The following is a 16,764-nucleotide window of genomic DNA, read 5'->3' on the forward strand; positions in this document are numbered from 1 at the left end:
GACGGAACGGGGGAAGAGCATGTCCGACATCGATCTGGTCGAATGGGCGCGGGGCGAGCGCGACGGCGCCCAGCGGCAGCTGGCGCTGTTCGGCGAGCAGGGCGTGAAGGCCCAGCTGGTCATGCCGGACGGCTCGACCCAGGACATCACCGCCGGGGTGCTGGAGCACCAGACCGGCAACGTGGCGGTCTTCACGCGCCTGATCGAGGCGCTGGAGGGCTGAGCCCGTCCGGGGCGCGGCATTTCAGGCGAACGTTCCCCTTTTGTCGCCCGTGGGGGAGGATTTGCCGCGCGGGATTGGCTAGTGTGGCCGCCACGCGTAACGAATCTCCCCGATGAACAAACCAGTCCTTCCTCCCCCCGGCGGCCCCGACGACGACGGCCGCATTCTCGATGAGCCGCTGAGCGAAGCGCTTTCGAAGCGCTATCTCGCCTATGCGCTGTCGACGATCGGCTCGCGGGCGCTGCCCGACGTGCGCGATGGCTTGAAGCCCGTGCACCGTCGCGTGCTGCACGCGATGAACAACATGCGCCTCAACCCCGAGAACGCCGCGCGCAAGTGCGCCAAGGTGGTCGGGGAGGTGATGGGTAATTTCCACCCGCACGGTGACCAGGCCATCTACGACGCTCTGGTGCGCCTGGCCCAGGACTTCGCCCAGCGGGTGCCGCTGGTCGACGGCCAGGGCAACTTCGGCAACATCGACGGCGATAGCGCCGCGGCCATGCGCTACACCGAGTGCAAGATGACCGCCGCGGCCATGCTGCTGCTGGACGGCATCGACGAGGACGCGGTCGACTTCAAGCCGTCCTACGACGGCCAGGACGAGGAGCCGGTGGTCCTGCCGTCGGGCTTCCCCAACCTGCTGGCCAACGGCAGCTCGGGCATCGCCGTGGGCATGGCCACCTCGATCCCGCCGCACAATCCGGCCGAGTTGATCGATGCCTGCCTGCTGCTGCTCTCCAAGCCCGAGGCGACGACCGCCGAGATCCTGGAGCGCGTGCCGGGTCCCGACTTCCCGACCGGCGGCGTGATCGTCGAAAGCCCCGAGAGCCTGCTGGAGACCTACGAGACCGGTCGCGGCGGCGTTCGCACCCGCGCCAAGTGGGAAAAGGAAGACACCGGCCGCGGCACCTACCAGATCGTCGTCACCGAGATCCCGTACCAGGTGAAGAAGTCCGACCTGGTCGAGCAACTGGCCGACCTGATCGAGAGCAAGAAGGCGGCCCTGCTGGGCGACGTGCGCGACGAGAGCGCCGAGGACATCCGGCTGGTGCTGGAGCCCAAGTCCAAGAACGTCGAGCCCGAAGTGCTGATGGAGAGCCTGTTCAAGCTCTCGGCGCTGGAAAGCCGCTTCCCGGTCAACATGAACGTGCTGGACGCCAAGGGCACCCCGGGCGTCATGGGCATCAAGCAGGCGCTGATGGCCTTCCTGGCCCATCGCCGCGAAGTGTTGACCCGCCGGGCGCGCAACCGCCTGGCCAAGATCGAAGCCCGTCTGCACATCCTGGACGGCCTGCTGATCGCCTACCTCAATCTCGACGAGGTGATCCGGATCGTCCGCTACGAGGACGAGCCCAAGAAGAAGCTGATGGCGACCTTCGCCCTCAGCGACATCCAGGCCGACGCCATCCTCAACACCCGCCTGCGCCAACTGGCCAAGCTGGAGGAGATGGAGATCCGCCGCGAGCACGCCGAACTGGTGGAGGAGCGCGACGGCATCCTGGCCATGCTGGCCAGCGACAAGAAGCAGTGGGACCTGGTCGGCACGGGCCTGCGCCAGGTGCGCGCCGTGCTGCTGAAGATCGTCCATCCGCTGGACAAGCCGCGCCCCACGGGCGTGACCGGTCGCTCGGTGTTCGACGTCGCTCCGCAGGTCGACGCCGAGGCCGCCCTGGAGGCGATGATCGTGCGCGAGCCGATCACCGTCATCCTGTCCGAGCGCGGCTGGATCCGCGCCGCCAAGGGCAAGGTCGACGATCCCTCGGAGCTGAAGTTCAAGGAAGGCGACAAGCTGGGCTTCCTGGTCCCGGCCGAGACCACCGACAAGCTGCTCTTGTTCACCTCGGACGGCCGCTTCTTCACCATCGGCTGCGCCAACCTGCCGTCGGCCCGGGGCCATGGCGAGCCGGTGCGGATGATGATCGAGCTGGACGACAAGGTGAAGATCATCGACGTCTTCCCGTTCAAGGCCGGGCGCAAGCGCTTCATCGCCTCCAAGCAGGGCTACGGTTTCCTGCTGCCCGAGGAGGAGACCCTTGCCAACCGCAAGGCCGGCAAGCAGGTGCTGACGGTCGACGCGGCCGGTGCGGCCTTCTGCATGGAAGCCGTGGGCGACCAGATCGCGGTGATCGGCGACAACGGCAAGATCCTGATCTTCCCGCTGGAAGAGCTGCCGGAAATGCCGCGCGGCAAGGGCGTGAAATTGCAGGCCTACCGCGAGGGCGGCCTGCGCGACGGCCTGTCGTTCAACGCCGAGACGGGGGCCTCGTGGATCGATTCCGCCGGTCGCCGCCGCGAGTGGGCCGAATGGCGCGAATGGGCCGGTCGCCGGGCCGGCGCGGGCCGTCTGGCGCCCAAGGGCTTCCCGACGTCCAAGCGGTTCCGGCCGAAATAGGGTGAGCGCGGTCCGACCCCTGCTGCGCAAGACGGCCGGCGCCCTGGCGGCGCTGGTCGGGCTGAGCGCCGCCGGCGCGGCCGCCGCAGGGCCTCCGCCCGGCGCGCCCCTGCCGCGCGCGGCCAAGCCCGAGGCGGTGGGGTTCTCGACCGATCGGCTGAAGCGCCTGGACGAGACCATGCAGGCCCTGGTCGACCAGGGCCAGATCGCCGGCGGCGTCACCCTGCTGGGCCGTCACGGCCGCGTGGTGCAGTTGAAGGCGTTCGGCAAGCGCAGCCTGGAGACCGGCGAGGCCATGCCCGCCGACGCCATCTTCCGCATCCGCTCGGAGACCAAGCCGGTCACGGGCGTGGCCATGCTGATCCTCTACCAGGAGGGCAAGTGGAAGCTGGACGATCCGGTGACCAAGTACCTGCCTGAACTGGCCGAGCTGCGCGTGGCCTCGGGTGTCGATCCCGAGGGGCGGCCGATCCTGACCCCGGTCAGCCGTCCGCCGACCATGCGCGAGCTGATGACCCACACGGCCGGCTTCGCCTACGGCATCGCCGACGACCCGGCCAGCATCGCCGACCAGGCCTATTTCAAGGCCGGAGTTCTGCAGTCCGACAGCCTGGAGCACATGGTCCAGAAGGTGGCCATGCTGCCGATGTACGCCCAGCCCGGCACGGTCTGGCGCTACAGCGTCGCCGCCGACATCCAGGGCTATATCGTCGAGCGCCTGTCGGGCCAGCCGCTGCCGGTGTTCATGGAAGAGCGGATCTTCCGGCCGCTGGGCATGAAGGACACCGCGTTCTGGGCGCCGCCCGAGAAGCTGCCGCGCCTGGCGGCGCTTTATGACGGCGATCCCGCCACCGGCAAGCTGATCCCGGCCGTCGAGGGGCCGTGGCGCGACGTCTCCCGGCCGCCGGCCGCGCCGTCGGGCGGGGGAGGGCTGCTGTCCACCGCCGGCGACTTCGCTCGCTTCGCCCAGATGATCCTGAACAACGGCGAGCTGAACGGGGTGCGGGTCCTGACGCCCGAGAGCGTGGCGCTGATGCGCTTCAACCACCTGCCGCCCAGCTTCCAGGTCACCACCAACGGGACGGCGGGCGTGCTGCGTCCCGACCAGAAGCCGTTCCCGTTCGGCGCCGGCATGGGCTACGGCCTGGACGTGGCCGTGGCGGTCGAGCCGCATCTGTCCGGCGCGCCGGTCGGGCCGGGCACGATCAGCTGGGGCGGCAGCGCCGGCACCTGGTTCTGGATCGATCCCGCCAACGACCTCTTCTTCGTGGGCATGATCCAGCGCCTGGGCGGGGTCGGCCCCGGCCTGGACGCCACCACGCGCACGGTGGTCTACCAGGCGCTGGAAAAGCCGCCCGTTCCCGTCGCGGTCAAGGAAGCGCGCCTGGGCTCGGCCCAGTAGTCGCGGAACCTCGCTTCGTGAAAACGACGTCATGAAGCAGACGTAACGGGTATTCGCCCCGGAGCTCGACCATCCTGGCGTCAGAACCGGATCCTCCCCACGGGGAGGTGGCGGGAGCGCCGGGTATGCCCTTGCCTGGCCGCCTTTCCCTCAAGCCGCTCACGGCGTCGCATGCACCCAGCCCCCACGGGTGACGCCACGAGGCTCCCGCCGAGTTCTCCGCGAGAACCCCCTCAGTCGCTACGCGACAGCTCCCCCTGAGGGGGAGCATTGGCTCGGCGTCGATCCTCCCCCTCTGGGGGAGGTGGCCCAGAGGGCCGGAGGGGCTGCACGGCGCTTTGTTTTCAAGCCCGGGCCTTCTATATGCAACCGCTCCCCGACTCCCCTGGAAGACCCATGGCCCGCATCCTGATCACCTCCGCCCTGCCGTACATCAACGGCATCAAGCACCTGGGCAATCTGGCGGGATCGATGCTGCCGGCCGACGTCTACGCCCGCTTCCAGCGCGCCCGGGGGCACGACACCCTCTACATCTGCGCCACCGACGAGCACGGCACCCCGGCCGAGCTGGCCGCGGCCGCCGCCGGCCAGGACGTGGCCACCTACTGCGCCGAGCAGCACGTGCTGCAGCACGACGTGGGCCGCGCCTTCGGCCTGTCGTGGGACCATTTCGGCCGCTCGTCCTCGCCGCAGAACCATCGCCTGACCCAGCACTTCTGCGAGGTGCTGGAAGAGCGCGGCCTGATCGAGGAACGCGTCGACCAGATGGTCTATTCCATCGACGACAAGCGCTTCCTGCCCGACCGCTACATCGAGGGCACCTGCCCGCACTGCGGTTTCGAGAAGGCGCGCGGCGACCAGTGCGACAACTGCGGCAACCTGCTGGACCCCACCGAGCTGAAGAACCCCTATTCGGTGATCTCCGGCTCGCGGAACCTGGAGGTGCGCGACACCCGCCACCTCTATCTGCTGCAGACGAAGATGGCCGACAAGATCCGCGCCTGGGTCGACACCCATGCCGAATGGCCGCTGCTGGCCAAGTCCATCGCCTACAAGCACCTGGACGAGGGTCTGATCGACCGGGGCATCACCCGCGACCTTTCCTGGGGCATCCCGGTGACCCAGGACGGCGCGCCGCGCCCGGGCTTCGAGGACAAGGTCTTCTACGTCTGGTTCGACGCGCCCATCGAGTACATCGCCGCCACCCAAGAATGGGAAGACCAGGGCGAGGGCCGCGACTGGCGCTCGTGGTGGCGCACCGACGCCGGCGCCGAAGACGTCCGCTACGTCCAGTTCATGGGCAAGGACAACGTCGCCTTCCACACCGTCAGCTTCCCGGCGACCATCCTCGGCTCTGAAGAGCCCTGGAAGAGCGTCGACATGCTCAAGGCCTTCAACTGGCTCAACTGGTACGGCGGCAAGTTCTCGACCTCCAACAAGCGCGGCGTCTTCATGGACGCGGCCCTGGAGATCCTGCCGCCCGACCTGTGGCGTTGGTACCTGACCTCGAACTCGCCCGAGAGCAGCGACACCGCCTTCACCTGGGAGCAGTTCGCCAGCGCCGTGAACCGCGACCTGGCCGACGTGCTGGGCAACTTCGTCAACCGCATCCTGAAGTTCACCGAAGGCAAGTTCGACGGCGTGATCCCCGAGGGCGGCGAGGCCGGCCCGCTGGAGGAGAAGCTCTACGCCGACGTCTCCGCGCGCCTGGCGGACCTGGCCGAACAGATGGACGCCATCGAGATCCGCAAGAGCGCCCAGGCCCTGCGCGCCCTGTGGGTGGTCGGCAACGAGTACCTGCAGGAAGCCGCCCCCTGGACGGCGATCAAGACCGACCGCGACCGCGCCGCCGTGATCGTGCGCACCGCCCTGAACCTAGCGGCGCTCTACGCCCGCATCTCCGCGCCGTTCATCCCGTTCGCCGCCGAGAAGATCGGCGAGGCGTTCGGGCTGGCCTGGCCGCCCGCCTGGCCGACCACCGACGCCGCCGCCGAACTGTCGACCCTGCCGGTCGGCCTCTCGGTCCGCGCGCCCGAGGTGCTGTTCAAGAAGATCGAGGACGACCAGATCGCCGAATGGACGGCGCGCTTCGGCGGGGCGGAGTAGGGGACTTGGGGCGGCGGTTTTGTAAACCGCCGCTCGGATTTCAAAGCCTTGTCATCCCGGAAGCCCCGCAGGGGCTGTCCGGGACCCAGGGGACTGGGCGAAGGCTTTGCGGTTCACCTGGGTCCCGGACAACGCTTCGCGTTTCCGGGATGACAACGGTGGGGGCGGTGGTGTGACGACTGAGAAGCAGGGCGGGATCCTCGCATCCTCCCCGACCCGCCTTGGGCTCTTCTACGTCGTCTACTATCTCGGCACGGGCGTCAGCCTGCCGTTCATCGCCACCTATTTCCGCTCGCGCGGCCTGAGCGGGGCGCAGATCGGGACGGTGCTGGCCGTGCCGCTGCTGGCGCGGCCGTTCCTGGGGCCGGCCCTGGCGGTCTGGGCCGACGGCTTCACCCTGCGGCGCACGCCCCTGGCCCTGCTGTCGCTGGGGGCGGCGGCCGGCTACCTGGCCCTGCTGGTCGCTCCGGGCTTCTGGGGCGTGCTGATCTGCTGGCTGATCGGCATGAGCTGCCTGACCACCCTGACGCCGCTGATCGACGTGATCACCCTGCGCCGGGCCCGGCTGGAGAGCTTCAACTACGGCGTTCCGCGCGGCGCGGGCTCGGCCTCGTTCATCGTCGCCAACCTGGCCATGGGCGCGATCCTGGCGATAACCGCGCCCAGCGTGATCGTGGCCTGGATCGCCGTGGCGGCGGTCGGAGCGGCCATCGTCGCCTGGCGGGTGGTGCCGGCCGACCGGGTGCACGAGAGCGGCGTTCGGCCAGATCGAGCCGCGCGCTGGAAGGGGCTGGGCGGCCTGCTGCGCGACCCGGTCTTCGTCCTGGCCGTGGCCGCGTCCGGCCTGATCCAGGGCACGCACGCCTTCTACTACGGCTTCTCGGCCATCCTCTGGCGCAGGGAAGGGATCCCTGACCCGACCATCGGCGTCTTGTGGGGCGTGGGAGTGGCGGTCGAGGTCGTCTTCATGTGGTTCGCCGAGCCGTGGCGACGCAAGGTCGGGCCCGAGGCGCTGCTGGTGTTGGGCGGGGCGGCGGCGGTGCTGCGCTGGACCGCCTTGGCCTTCTCGCCGCCGCTGTGGCTGCTGTTCCCGCTGCAGACCCTGCACGCCCTCAGCTTCGCCGCCGCCTTCATGGGCTCGCTGCGGCTGATCGAGCGCCTGGCCCCGCCGGAAAGCGCCTCGGCCGCCCAGGCCCTCAACTCGGCCTTGTCGGCCGGCTTCATGCTGGGCGTCGGCACCCTGGCGTCCGGCCCGCTGTTCGACGCTTTCGGAGCCCGGGGCTACCTGGCCATGACGGCGATGGGCGTCCTGGGCCTGGCCGGCGCGACGATGCTGGCGCGCAAGGCCCGCCCCGGAGCTTCATGACCAAAAGTTCACTCGAACCGGACGGCGAAGCATCGCATAACGCCGCTATCGGAACATGGGCCCACCGATGTCCTCCCTGGCTGAATTCTGCGCCGCGATCCTGCTCTGGCTGTCGTCCATGGCCCTGTGCCAGTTCGGCATGACGGTCGAGCGTCAGGTCAAGCCGCCTCCCAAGGCCGAACGGGTGATCGCCCGCAGCCCCCGCCAGCAGGCCGTCCAGAGCGTTCAGCCGGGCGTCGAGCGCTGCCCGAACAAGCGCGGCGTCGCCGTCAACGCCTGATCAGGCTTCGCCCCGCGCGAGAACTCTGGCGGGAAATCAGGTGGAACCCGCTATGCGGGCCGGCTTTTCGCCGCTAGGTTTATTCGTTGCGCGAGGGAGGGGCGTCCGCGCGGCGATGTTCATCCGGCCCCATGCCGCTCGCCCTGGGACTATGGCTGCGTATGAAGCCTAAGAAGCGCCAACCGCTTGATTTCTCCGGCATTCCCGTGGAGCCGCCGGTCGACGACGTCGGCCGTTCCGCGCAGACGGACGCCGAACCCGAGGCGGATGCGCCGATCAGCGAACCGGACCTGGATCTCGATATCGCCGCCGTACCCGACGCTTTTTCCCCGCCGAATCTCGACCGGGGGCCGGTGGATGTCGACGTCCAGCCCGCCGTGACGCCGGAGCCCGAGCCCCCAGCGCGCGCGCGGCGCGGCTTCTTCGCGTCCGCCCCGCCCAAGCCGCCCGTCCAGCCCGAGCCTGAAGCCCTGGCGCCCGAACCCGAGCCTCCGCCGGCTCCGGAACCGGAAGCCGTGGCCGAGCCGCCGCCGCAGCAGCAGCCCGAGTTCAAGGCGCCCGAGCCTGAAGTCGCGCCCGTCTTCTCGCCGTCGCGGGGCCGTCGCGCGCCGCCGGTCGAGGCCGAGCCGCTGGCGCCGTTGCCGTCGTTCCTGACCGCGCCCGCCGCCCAGCCGCCGGCGCCGGTGGCCGAGCCCGAACCGCCTGCGCCGTCCAAGCGCCTCGAGGCCGCCCTGTCCAAGCCGCGCGAAACCCCGCCCGCGCCGCCCGCCGCGCCGCCGGTCACTCCGCTGTCGGCGGCCCGCGAGGGCAAGAAGCCGATGCCGGCCCCGCTGTTCTGGAGCCTGGCGGTGGCCGCCGCCGCCTTGTGGACCCTGGGTCCGATCGCCTTCGCCATGGGCTATGGCGCGGGCGTGCCGGCCCTGAAGGTCGACCAGTTCGCCCTGATGGTCTTCGCCGCCCTGGCCGTCGGTCCGGCCGCCTTCACTCTGCTGGGCGCCTACATGCTGCGCCAGGCCATGGGCGTGTCGGCCGAGCTGAAGCACATCCGCACCGTGACCGATCGCCTGGTCGCCCCGGCCGCCCTGGCGGCGGCGGGCGTCCACGGCGTGGTCGACGGCATCCGCAGCGAGATCGACGCCGCCACGGCCGCCGCCGAGGAGGCCCGCGCCCGCGTCCAGGCCCTGCGCGAGGCCCTGGCCGAAGAGACCCTGGCCCTGGCCCAGACCACCAGCGAGTCCGCCCGCATGGTCACCCAGCTGTCCGAGGGCCTGGGCCACGAGCGCCAGGCCATGCACGCCCTGTCGACCACGCTGGACGCCCAGTCCACGGCGGTGGTGGACGCCATCGGCAGCCAGGCCCGCATGGTCGCCGAGGCCTCCGACCTGGCCGAGACCCAGCTGCGCGAGGCCGAGGCCGCCCTGGCCGCCCGCGCCGCCGACCTGGCCGCCGCCGCCGCCGAGGCTTCGGACGCCGCCCGCGTGGGCGCCGAGGACCTGTCACGCCAGATCGCCCGCCTGGAGACCGCCGGCCAAGGCGTCGGCGACCAGATGAGCGCGGTCGAGCGCAATCTGGCCGGCCAGCGCGCCGCCCTGGTGGCCGCCAGCCAGTCGCTGCGCACCGACCAGGAGGACTTCGCCTCCGAGAGCGAGACCCGCACCGCCCAGCTGACCGAGTTCATCGGCCACACCCGGGCCGGCGCCACCGAGATGAGCGATATCGCGGCCATGGGCGCCGAGGTGCTGCGCGGCCTGATCGGGGCCGCGGCCCAGCAGCTGCGCGAAGTGGCCGAGACCGCCCGCGCCGAGCGCGAGGCCCTGGCGGCCGAGACCTCCAGCGCCATCGCCGCCCTGGCCAGCGCCGCCGGCGGCCAGCGCAGCGACCTGGAGGTCGCCCTGTCCCAGGCGCTGGACGCCATGGCCGCCGCCGCCGCCCGCGCCAACGAGGGCGTGGAGTTGCGCGTCGAGGCCGCCCGCGTCCGCGTCGACCAACTGAACGAGATCGCCTTCGCCGCCGGCCAGAAGGCCGACACGGTGTTCGAGTCCCGCATGGACGAGGCCCGCGACCTGATCGAGCAGTCGGCCCAGGTGGTCGAGCAGGCCGGGGCCCGCACGGCCCAGAAGCTGGCCGAGAGCGTCGAGACCGCGCGCGGCACGATCGCCGAGATGGAGGCCATGCTGGCCGATGTCGGCCGTCGCACCGCCGACCTGCCGGCCGAGGCCCTGGCCCGCGCCAACGAGGTCCGCGCCCAGATCGAACAGGGCATCGAGGACCTGCGCGTCGCCGCCCGCCGCACGGCCGAGGAGACCGCCTCGATCGACCAGGCCTTCCAGGACCGCGTGCGTCGCAACTACGACATGCTGAGCGAGGCGGTCGGACGGATCAGCGCGGCAACACCGGCGCCTAGCCCGACGCCCAACCGCGCGCCGCCGCCGCTGAACCGCCAGGTCCAGGCCCCGCCACCCGCGCCGCCGCCGCCTCAGCCCGCGCCGCCGCCGGCCAACGAGCCCGACGACATCGGCCTGCGTCCGCGCTTGCGCCTGACGCCCACGGCGACGGACGACGAGTTCCGTTCGGTGTTCGACGCCGCCGGCGGTCGCACCGCCGCGCCCCAGGCGCCGGCCCAGGCCGAGCCGCAAGGCTGGCGCAAGCTGCTGTCGGGCCTGGAAAGCGCAGCCCCCGGCGACGCGGCCCTGGGCGAGAAGATGGCCGGCGAGATCCTGGCCATGGGCATCGACCCGGCGGCCCTTCTGCCGCGCGCCCGCATCGACGAGATCGCCGCCACCATCCAGACCCACGACGAGGCCGGCGCTCGCGAGGTGGTCAAGAAACTGGCCCCCGCCGCGATCCGCCGCCTGGTCCGCCGCCTGTTCTCCGACGCCCCGCTGAGGGCCGAGGCCGAGCGCTTCCTGCGCCGCTACACGGGCATGATGGACGAGGCCTCCGAGCAGGACAGGGAGGGCTTCCTGGTGGCGGCCCTGCTGTCGTCGGACGCCGGCCGCGCCTACCTGCTGCTGGACGCCGCCTTCGGCGACCTGGCCTGACGTGAAGAGACTGTTCGATGCGGCGGCGTCCGGCGTGGCGCTGCTGCTGCTGGCGGTCCCATTGCTGATCGTGGCGGCGGTGGTGCGCGTCACCTCGCCGGGGCCGGCTCTGCATTGGTCCAAGCGGGTAGGGCGGGGCAACGCCCTGTTCTCGATGCCCAAGTTCCGCACCATGCAGATCGACACCCCGCAGGTCGCCACCCACCTGCTGGAGGACCCTGGCCGCTGGCTGACGCCGCCGGGGGCGTTTCTGCGCAAGACGAGCCTCGATGAGCTGCCGCAGCTGTGGAGCGTGCTGGTGGGCGACATGAGCCTGGTCGGGCCAAGGCCGGCGTTGTTCAACCAGGATGATCTCGTGGCGCTGCGTACCGAGGCCGGCGTCGAGGTGTTGCGGCCGGGCGTGACGGGCTGGGCGCAGATCAACGGGCGGGACGAGGTGGCTATCCCGGAGAAGGTGGCGCTGGACGCGGAGTACCTGCGGCGGCGGGGGTTCTGGTTCGACCTGCGGATATTGCTGGCGACGGTGCTTCCGGTGCTTACGGGGCGGGGCGTCACACGATAAGGCGGCGCGGCGCCTACTTGCCCCCACCTGACCGCTTCGCGGTCTGTCCGCCCCCGTAGGGGGCGGAGGCGGAATACACGGGCGTCCTCCGCCCCCTACGGGGGCGGACAGGCGACGCAGTCGCCAGGTGGGGGCAAGTGAGTGCGCTACAGAGCTTAAGTCAGCCCTGCGTACGCCTTCTCCAGCGCCGCCACAAACACCGCGTTTTCCGCCAGCGCCCGGCTGAACACCGGCTCCAGCTTCAGGAACCCCGCCACGTCATGCGCCGCCTCGCCGGTACAAGCCCCAGCCACCTCAACCAGCTTGTCCGCCAGCGGATCGACGATCTTCACCCCCTCGACCATCCGTCGACGGATGAAGTGCATCCACGCCGCCAGCGGCAGGGCCAGCCGCTCCACCGAACGCCCGGCCTCCAGCGCATCGGCCACCGTGCCCAAAATCCGGAACGGCAGCTTCTGCGAGCCATCCCACGCGATCTGGCTCAAGAGGTGGCGGATCTCGGGATTGCGGAAGCGGGCCAGGATCGCCTGGGCATAGACCTCCAGGTCCAGGCCACGCGGGGCGGTCAGGGTGGGGATGATGTCCTGGACCATCAGGTCCTCGGCGATCTTGGCCAACGCCGGATCGCTGATCGCCTCGAACACCGTCTCATGGCCCTTCAGCAGGCCGGCATAGGCGAGGGTGGAGTGGACGCCGTTCAGCAGTCGCAGCTTGGCGCGCTCGAAGCCGCGCACGTCGTCGGTCAGGGTGACGCCGACGCTGGCCAGGTCCGGCGCATCCGGCCCCAGCACGTCCTCGACCACCCACTGGGTGAAGGCCTCGCGCTGGATCGGCCAGGCGTCCTCCAGGCCCGTGGCGGTCTGGACGCGGGCGCGCAGGGCGTCGTCGGTGGCCGGGGTGATGCTGTCGACCATGGTGCGCGGGAAGCGGCCTTCGCCCTCGATCCAGCCGGCGAGCACGGGATCCACGGTCTCGGCGAAGGCCACGACGGCCGCCTTCAGCCGCCAGCCGTTGTCGGCGAGGTTGTCGCAGGCCACCACGGCGTAGGGCGCAAGACCCGCCTGGAAGCGGCGGCGCAGCCCCTCGACCACATAGCCCACGGCGCTGACCGGCTCGCGCGGATGGGCTAGGTCGTGGATGATGTCGGGATGGGCCGTGTCCAGCTTGCCGTCGCCCGTCAGGCAGTAGCCCTTTTCGGTGACGGTCAGGGTGACCATGCGGGTGGTCGGGGCCGCCAGGCGGGCGAAAACCGAGGGCGGATCCTCCGGCGCGACCAGCACCTCCAGGATCGAGCCGACCACCCGGAAGGTGGTCTCGGCGTCAAGCTGGGCCAGGGTGTAGAGGCCGTCCTGCGGTTCCAGGGCGTCGCGCACGCCGGGGCTCTTCAACGAGACGGCGCAGATGCCCCAGCGCGGATCCTTGGCCAGCAGCTGGTCGAAATAGAAGGCCTGGTGGGCGCGGTGGAAGGCGCCGGGGCCGAAGTGCACGACGCCGACCGCGGCCTTGTCGCGGTCATAGGCAGGCAGGGCCACGCCCGGGATGGCGGCCGGATAGCTGACGGCGTTGAGGCGCAGCGGACGGGAGGTCGTATCGGTGGACAAGGGCGCGGGCCTCGGCTGGCGAAGGTCGAAAAGAGCCGACGAACGCGCGCCGACACCGGTGGCAATCGGTCCAGGACCGCTCCGCGAAGAGGCCTGACCAATTTCCATCGCTATCGCTTCCCCCCGGGGATGACAACCGCCCGCGAGGCTCAGGTGCGGCGGACGAAGCCGGTGCGGGTCAGGTCCAGGCGACGCAGGTCCAGCCCCATCTCGCGGCGGAAACGCGCGGCGGCCGCGTCACCCAGGCGGGCCTGGGTCGCCCGGTCGCCTCGCTTCAGGGCGTCCATATAGGCCGCGTGCTGGAGCAGGAAGTTCAGCATCAGGGTTTCGGACATCTCCTGGCGCTGGGCCTGCGTCAGGCGGGCATAGGCCGGATTGCCGCCGATCATGTCGCGGACCTGGCCGCGCACGCCCTGGACCTGGGCGCGGTCGCTGTCGGCGCCGTTGGCCATGACCCAGTTCAGCACCCAGTAGCCGGCCATGGCGTCGGCGACGTCGCCGGGGCGCAGGCCGTCGGGGCCGACGACGCCGGCCCAGCTCTTCACCGGATCGCCTGTCCGCAACACCTCGGCGACGCGGCGGCCGGCCTCCGGACCGGCCTGCCGTCCCACCCAGTCGGCGAACTGGCCGCGCACCCGCTGACTGACGGCGGGGGAGGGCGCGTAGGCGGTCGAGACCGGCGCGGCCGGCGTCGCGCGCGGCGCGGGACGGGCGGAGGGCGTGCTGGCCGAACCGCTCGAACGGCCCGAATCGATGGCGGCGTCCACCCTCTGCTGGTTCAGGATCGACTGCAGCTCGTAGCTCGGCGGCAGGACGGTGGGCATGTCCTGGGCGGAGGCGGGCGCGGCCAGGGCGAGCGCGGCCAGCACCACGGCGAGCGGTTTGAGACGGTTCGGCATGACGAGCCCCCTGTTCCTGCGCCCGGCCTAACGCGGCGGGCGGCGGAAGGCTCCCAGGGCAAGGCGCCTAGAGGGTGACGCCCTGCTTCCAGATGGCGATCTCGCGCTCGCCGTTCAGTTCGGCCTTGGTCGGCTGGCCCGAGGCGGTGGCCACGACCAGGTCCATCAGGCTGTCGGCCGCCGCGTCCATGGTCTGGCCCGACAGCACCACGCCGGCGTCGAAGTCGATCCAACCCGGCTTGCGGGCGGCCAGGGCCGAGTTGGAGGCGATCTTCAGGGTGGGGGCGGGGAAGCCCAGCGGGGTGCCGCGACCGGTGGTGAACAGGATCACCGTGGCGCCGGCCGCCGTCAGGGCGGTGGACGACACCGCGTCGTTGCCGGGGGCCTCCAAGAGGGTCAGGCCGTGCGGGCCCACCTGCTCGCCATAGCGCAGCACCTCGACCAGCGGCGCGCGGCCGCCCTTCTGCACCGCGCCCAGGGACTTTTCCTCAAGCGTGGTGATGCCGCCGGCGATGTTGCCGGGCGAGGGGTTCTCGTAGATGGGCTGGTGGTTGTCGATGAAGTAGCGCTTGAAGTCGTCGATCACCTCGACGGCCTCGTCGAACACCTGGCGGGTGGCGGCGCGGGCCAGCAGCACGCCCTCGGCGCCGAACACCTCGGGGATCTCGGTCAGCACCGGGGTGCCGCCGGCGTCGGAGACCTTGTCGGCGATGCGGCCCACCAGCGGGTTGGCGGTGACGCCGGAGAAGCCGTCCGAGCCGCCGCACTTCAGGCCCACCACCAGCTCCGACAGCGGGGCGGGTTCGCGGCGGTCCTGCTCGGCCAGGGCGACCAGTTCCTCGACGGCGGCCAGGCCATCTTCCAGCTCGTCCTCGACCATCTGGGTGGTGAAGCTGCGCAGGCGCTCGGGATCCAGGCCCGGCGCGCTTTCCAGCAGGGCCTTCAGCTGGTTGTTCTCGCAGCCCAGGCCCAGGATCAGCACGCCGCCGGCGTTGGGATGGGCGGCCAGGCCCGCGATCAGCTTGCGGGTGTGGGTCAGGTCGTCGCCCAGCTGCGAGCAGCCGAACGGGTGGGGGAAGGCGAAGACGCCGTCGACGCGGCCGGCGAAGCGGGCGTTGGCCTTCTCGGCGATCCGGCGGGCGGTGTTGGCCACGCAGCCGACGGTGCACAGCACCCAGATTTCGTTGCGGGTGCCCACCCGGCCGTTCTTGCGACGATAGCCCAGGAAGGTCCCGGCCGGCGGAGCGCCGTGCGGTTCGGGCCAGGCTTGGGCGTAGGAAAAGTCCTCCACGCCCGACAGCCGGGTCTCGACATTGTGGACGTGCACATGGTCGCCGACGGCGATGTCGGCCGTGGCCCGGCCGATCGGCCAGCCGTATTTCAGCACGTCCTCGCCCTTGGCGGCCGCCCGGATCGCGATCTTGTGGCCCTTGGGGATGTCGCTCCGGGCGACGATGCTGGTCCCATGCAGGTCCAGCGCCTCGCCCGCCGCCAGGTCGCGCAGCGCCGTCGCCACGTGGTCGCGCGGGTCGACGCCGTGGATCGATTCGGACGGGGCGGACGCGGGTTCGGTCATCAAGGCCTTGGTCATCGGGACATTTCGTGTTGCCATCCCCATTCGATGGGTGGGGAAACCGGTGTCAGCATAGGCCAGTCGCGGCCGAAAGGGCATCTGTAGCGACACCGTCGTCGGTAGAGTATGACAAAACAAAACGACAATCGCTGTTTGGAAACGCTTTGACCTCGCCCAAGACCCCCCAGACGGACGCCGACGGCGCGGATATCGAGGCCGATCTCGAAGCGGGCCTGGAAGGTGGCCGCAAGCGCGCCACCATCAACGACATCGCCCGCCTGGCCGGGGTGTCGAAGAAGACCGTCTCGCGGGTGATCAACCAGTCGCCGTTCGTGCGCGACGAGACGCGCGAGCGGATCGAGGCGGTGATCGCCGAGTGGGGCTACGCCCCCGATCCCCAGGCCCGGGGCCTGGCGTTCCGCCGCTCGTTCCTGATCGGCATGATCTACGACAACCCCAATCCGCAGTACGTCGTGAACATGCAGCTGGGCCTGCTGGACGGCATCCGCGGCTCGGGCTTCGAACTGGTGGTCCACCCGTGCGACCGCTCCAGCCCGACCTTCCTGCAGGACATCCGCACCTTCATCGAGCGCCAGAAGCTGTTCGGCGTGGTGCTGCCGCCGTCGGTCTCGGAAGACGAGCGGGTGGCCAAGCTGCTGCGCGAGATCGGCTGCGAGTACATCCGCATCGCCTCGGTCGAGCTGGACAAGCCCGAGCACATGATCGTCGGCCACGACCGGCTGGGCGGCGAGGCCATGGGCGCGCATCTGGTCGAGCTGGGCCACCGCCAGATCGGCTTCATCAGCGGCCTGTCCAACTTCCGCTCGTCGCACGAGCGGCGAGGGGGCTTCGAGGACGCCCTGAACAAGGCCGGCATCGACCTGGACGCCGACTACGTGGTCCAAGGCGCCTACACTTTCGAGTCCGGCCTGGCCTGCGCCGAGACCCTGCTGGCCAAGTCGCCGCGCCCCACCGCCATCTTCGCCGGCAACGACGAAATGGCCGCCGGGGCGCTGCAGGCGGCGCGCCGGGCGGGGTTGAAGGTGCCTGAGGACCTGACCGTGGTGGGCTTCGACGACTTCCAGATCGCCCAGGCCGTCTGGCCGCCCCTGACCACCATCCACATCCCCACCCGCGAGGTCGGCCGCATCGCCGCCGAGAAGCTGATCGGGGCGGCGGCGCGCGAGAAGCGCGACCCCAACGACACCATCCCCTATCTTGTGGTCCGCGAGTCGTCCGGGCCGCCGCCGAAGGTGTAGGATGGGCAGGCCGCTGTGGCTTGCATCGGATCATGACACCGGTTACCAAGCGCGCCGAAG

12 protein-coding genes are annotated in these 16,764 nt (G+C 70.8%); 9 read left to right on the forward strand and 3 right to left on the reverse strand.

Going from position 1 to position 16,764, the window contains the following annotated elements; all coding sequences use genetic code 11:
• The first annotated feature begins 19 nt into the window (after nt 1-19).
• The 8 genes from AC07OA_RS16490 (at nt 20) to AC07OA_RS16525 (ending at nt 11,372) form a co-directional block, all read left to right on the forward strand.
• Complete coding sequence (locus AC07OA_RS16490; protein WP_494664892.1) at nt 20-223, forward strand: hypothetical protein; 204 nt, start codon at nt 20-22, stop codon at nt 221-223.
• A 112-nt stretch (nt 224-335) separates the two neighbouring features.
• Nucleotides 336-2,615: a DNA topoisomerase IV subunit A gene (parC, locus tag AC07OA_RS16495; protein WP_494664893.1), complete on the forward strand. Its 2,280-nt coding sequence runs from the start codon at nt 336-338 to the stop codon at nt 2,613-2,615.
• 1 nt (nt 2,616) lies between these two features.
• Nucleotides 2,617-4,017, forward strand: a complete 1,401-nt coding sequence (locus tag AC07OA_RS16500) for a serine hydrolase domain-containing protein (protein WP_494664894.1) — start codon at nt 2,617-2,619, stop codon at nt 4,015-4,017.
• 396 nt (nt 4,018-4,413) lie between these two features.
• A complete protein-coding gene (gene metG / locus AC07OA_RS16505; RefSeq protein ID WP_494664895.1) occupies nt 4,414-6,123 on the forward strand; it encodes a methionine--tRNA ligase in 1,710 nt (569 codons plus the stop codon).
• A gap of 172 nt (nt 6,124-6,295) precedes the next feature.
• Nucleotides 6,296-7,489, forward strand: coding sequence for an MFS transporter (locus AC07OA_RS16510; protein ID WP_494664896.1), 1,194 nt, complete (start codon nt 6,296-6,298; stop codon nt 7,487-7,489).
• 67 nt (nt 7,490-7,556) lie between these two features.
• Nucleotides 7,557-7,769 (forward strand): hypothetical protein, encoded by a 213-nt coding sequence (locus AC07OA_RS16515; RefSeq protein WP_494664897.1) that lies wholly within the window; start codon nt 7,557-7,559, stop codon nt 7,767-7,769.
• Between the two features lie 161 nt (nt 7,770-7,930).
• Entirely contained in the window at nt 7,931-10,810 is a 2,880-nt protein-coding gene (locus tag AC07OA_RS16520) for a coiled-coil domain-containing protein (protein WP_494664898.1), read from the forward strand.
• 1 nt (nt 10,811) lies between these two features.
• Nucleotides 10,812-11,372, forward strand: coding sequence for a sugar transferase (locus tag AC07OA_RS16525; protein ID WP_494664899.1), 561 nt, complete (start codon nt 10,812-10,814; stop codon nt 11,370-11,372).
• 155 nt (nt 11,373-11,527) lie between these two features.
• Here AC07OA_RS16525 and AC07OA_RS16530 read toward each other — a convergent pair whose 3' ends face one another.
• The 3 genes from AC07OA_RS16530 to AC07OA_RS16540 form a co-directional block, all read right to left on the reverse strand.
• Complete coding sequence (locus tag AC07OA_RS16530) at nt 11,528-12,973, reverse strand: mannitol dehydrogenase family protein (RefSeq protein WP_494664900.1); 1,446 nt, start codon at nt 12,971-12,973, stop codon at nt 11,528-11,530.
• A gap of 149 nt (nt 12,974-13,122) precedes the next feature.
• Complete coding sequence (locus AC07OA_RS16535; RefSeq protein WP_494664901.1) at nt 13,123-13,872, reverse strand: DUF6683 family protein; 750 nt, start codon at nt 13,870-13,872, stop codon at nt 13,123-13,125.
• Nucleotides 13,873-13,939: 67 nt separating this feature from the next.
• Nucleotides 13,940-15,448 carry a UxaA family hydrolase gene (locus tag AC07OA_RS16540; RefSeq protein ID WP_494664989.1) on the reverse strand — a complete coding sequence of 503 codons (1,509 nt, stop codon included), beginning with the start codon at nt 15,446-15,448 and terminating at the stop codon, nt 13,940-13,942.
• Between the two features lie 161 nt (nt 15,449-15,609).
• On the opposite strand from AC07OA_RS16540, the gene AC07OA_RS16545 reads away from it, so the two are divergent.
• A complete protein-coding gene (locus AC07OA_RS16545) occupies nt 15,610-16,704 on the forward strand; it encodes a LacI family DNA-binding transcriptional regulator (RefSeq protein ID WP_494664902.1) in 1,095 nt (364 codons plus the stop codon).
• The last annotated feature ends 60 nt before the right edge of the window (nt 16,705-16,764 follow it).

The organism is Caulobacter sp. GW821-FHT09B08, from assembly GCF_059418225.1.

What these genes read in the sequence shown, in the direction of transcription:
- AC07OA_RS16490 (WP_494664892.1), top strand. Translation starts at nt 20, where the DNA reads ATGTCCGACATCGATCTGGTCGAATGGGCGCGGGGCGAGCGCGACGGC.
- parC (WP_494664893.1), top strand. Translation starts at nt 336, where the DNA reads ATGAACAAACCAGTCCTTCCTCCCCCCGGCGGCCCCGACGACGACGGC.
- metG (WP_494664895.1), top strand. Translation starts at nt 4,414, where the DNA reads ATGGCCCGCATCCTGATCACCTCCGCCCTGCCGTACATCAACGGCATC.
- AC07OA_RS16515 (WP_494664897.1), top strand. Translation starts at nt 7,557, where the DNA reads ATGTCCTCCCTGGCTGAATTCTGCGCCGCGATCCTGCTCTGGCTGTCG.
- AC07OA_RS16520 (WP_494664898.1), top strand. Translation starts at nt 7,931, where the DNA reads ATGAAGCCTAAGAAGCGCCAACCGCTTGATTTCTCCGGCATTCCCGTG.
- AC07OA_RS16535 (WP_494664901.1), bottom strand. Translation starts at nt 13,872, where the DNA reads ATGCCGAACCGTCTCAAACCGCTCGCCGTGGTGCTGGCCGCGCTCGCC.
- AC07OA_RS16540 (WP_494664989.1), bottom strand. Translation starts at nt 15,448, where the DNA reads ATGACCGAACCCGCGTCCGCCCCGTCCGAATCGATCCACGGCGTCGAC.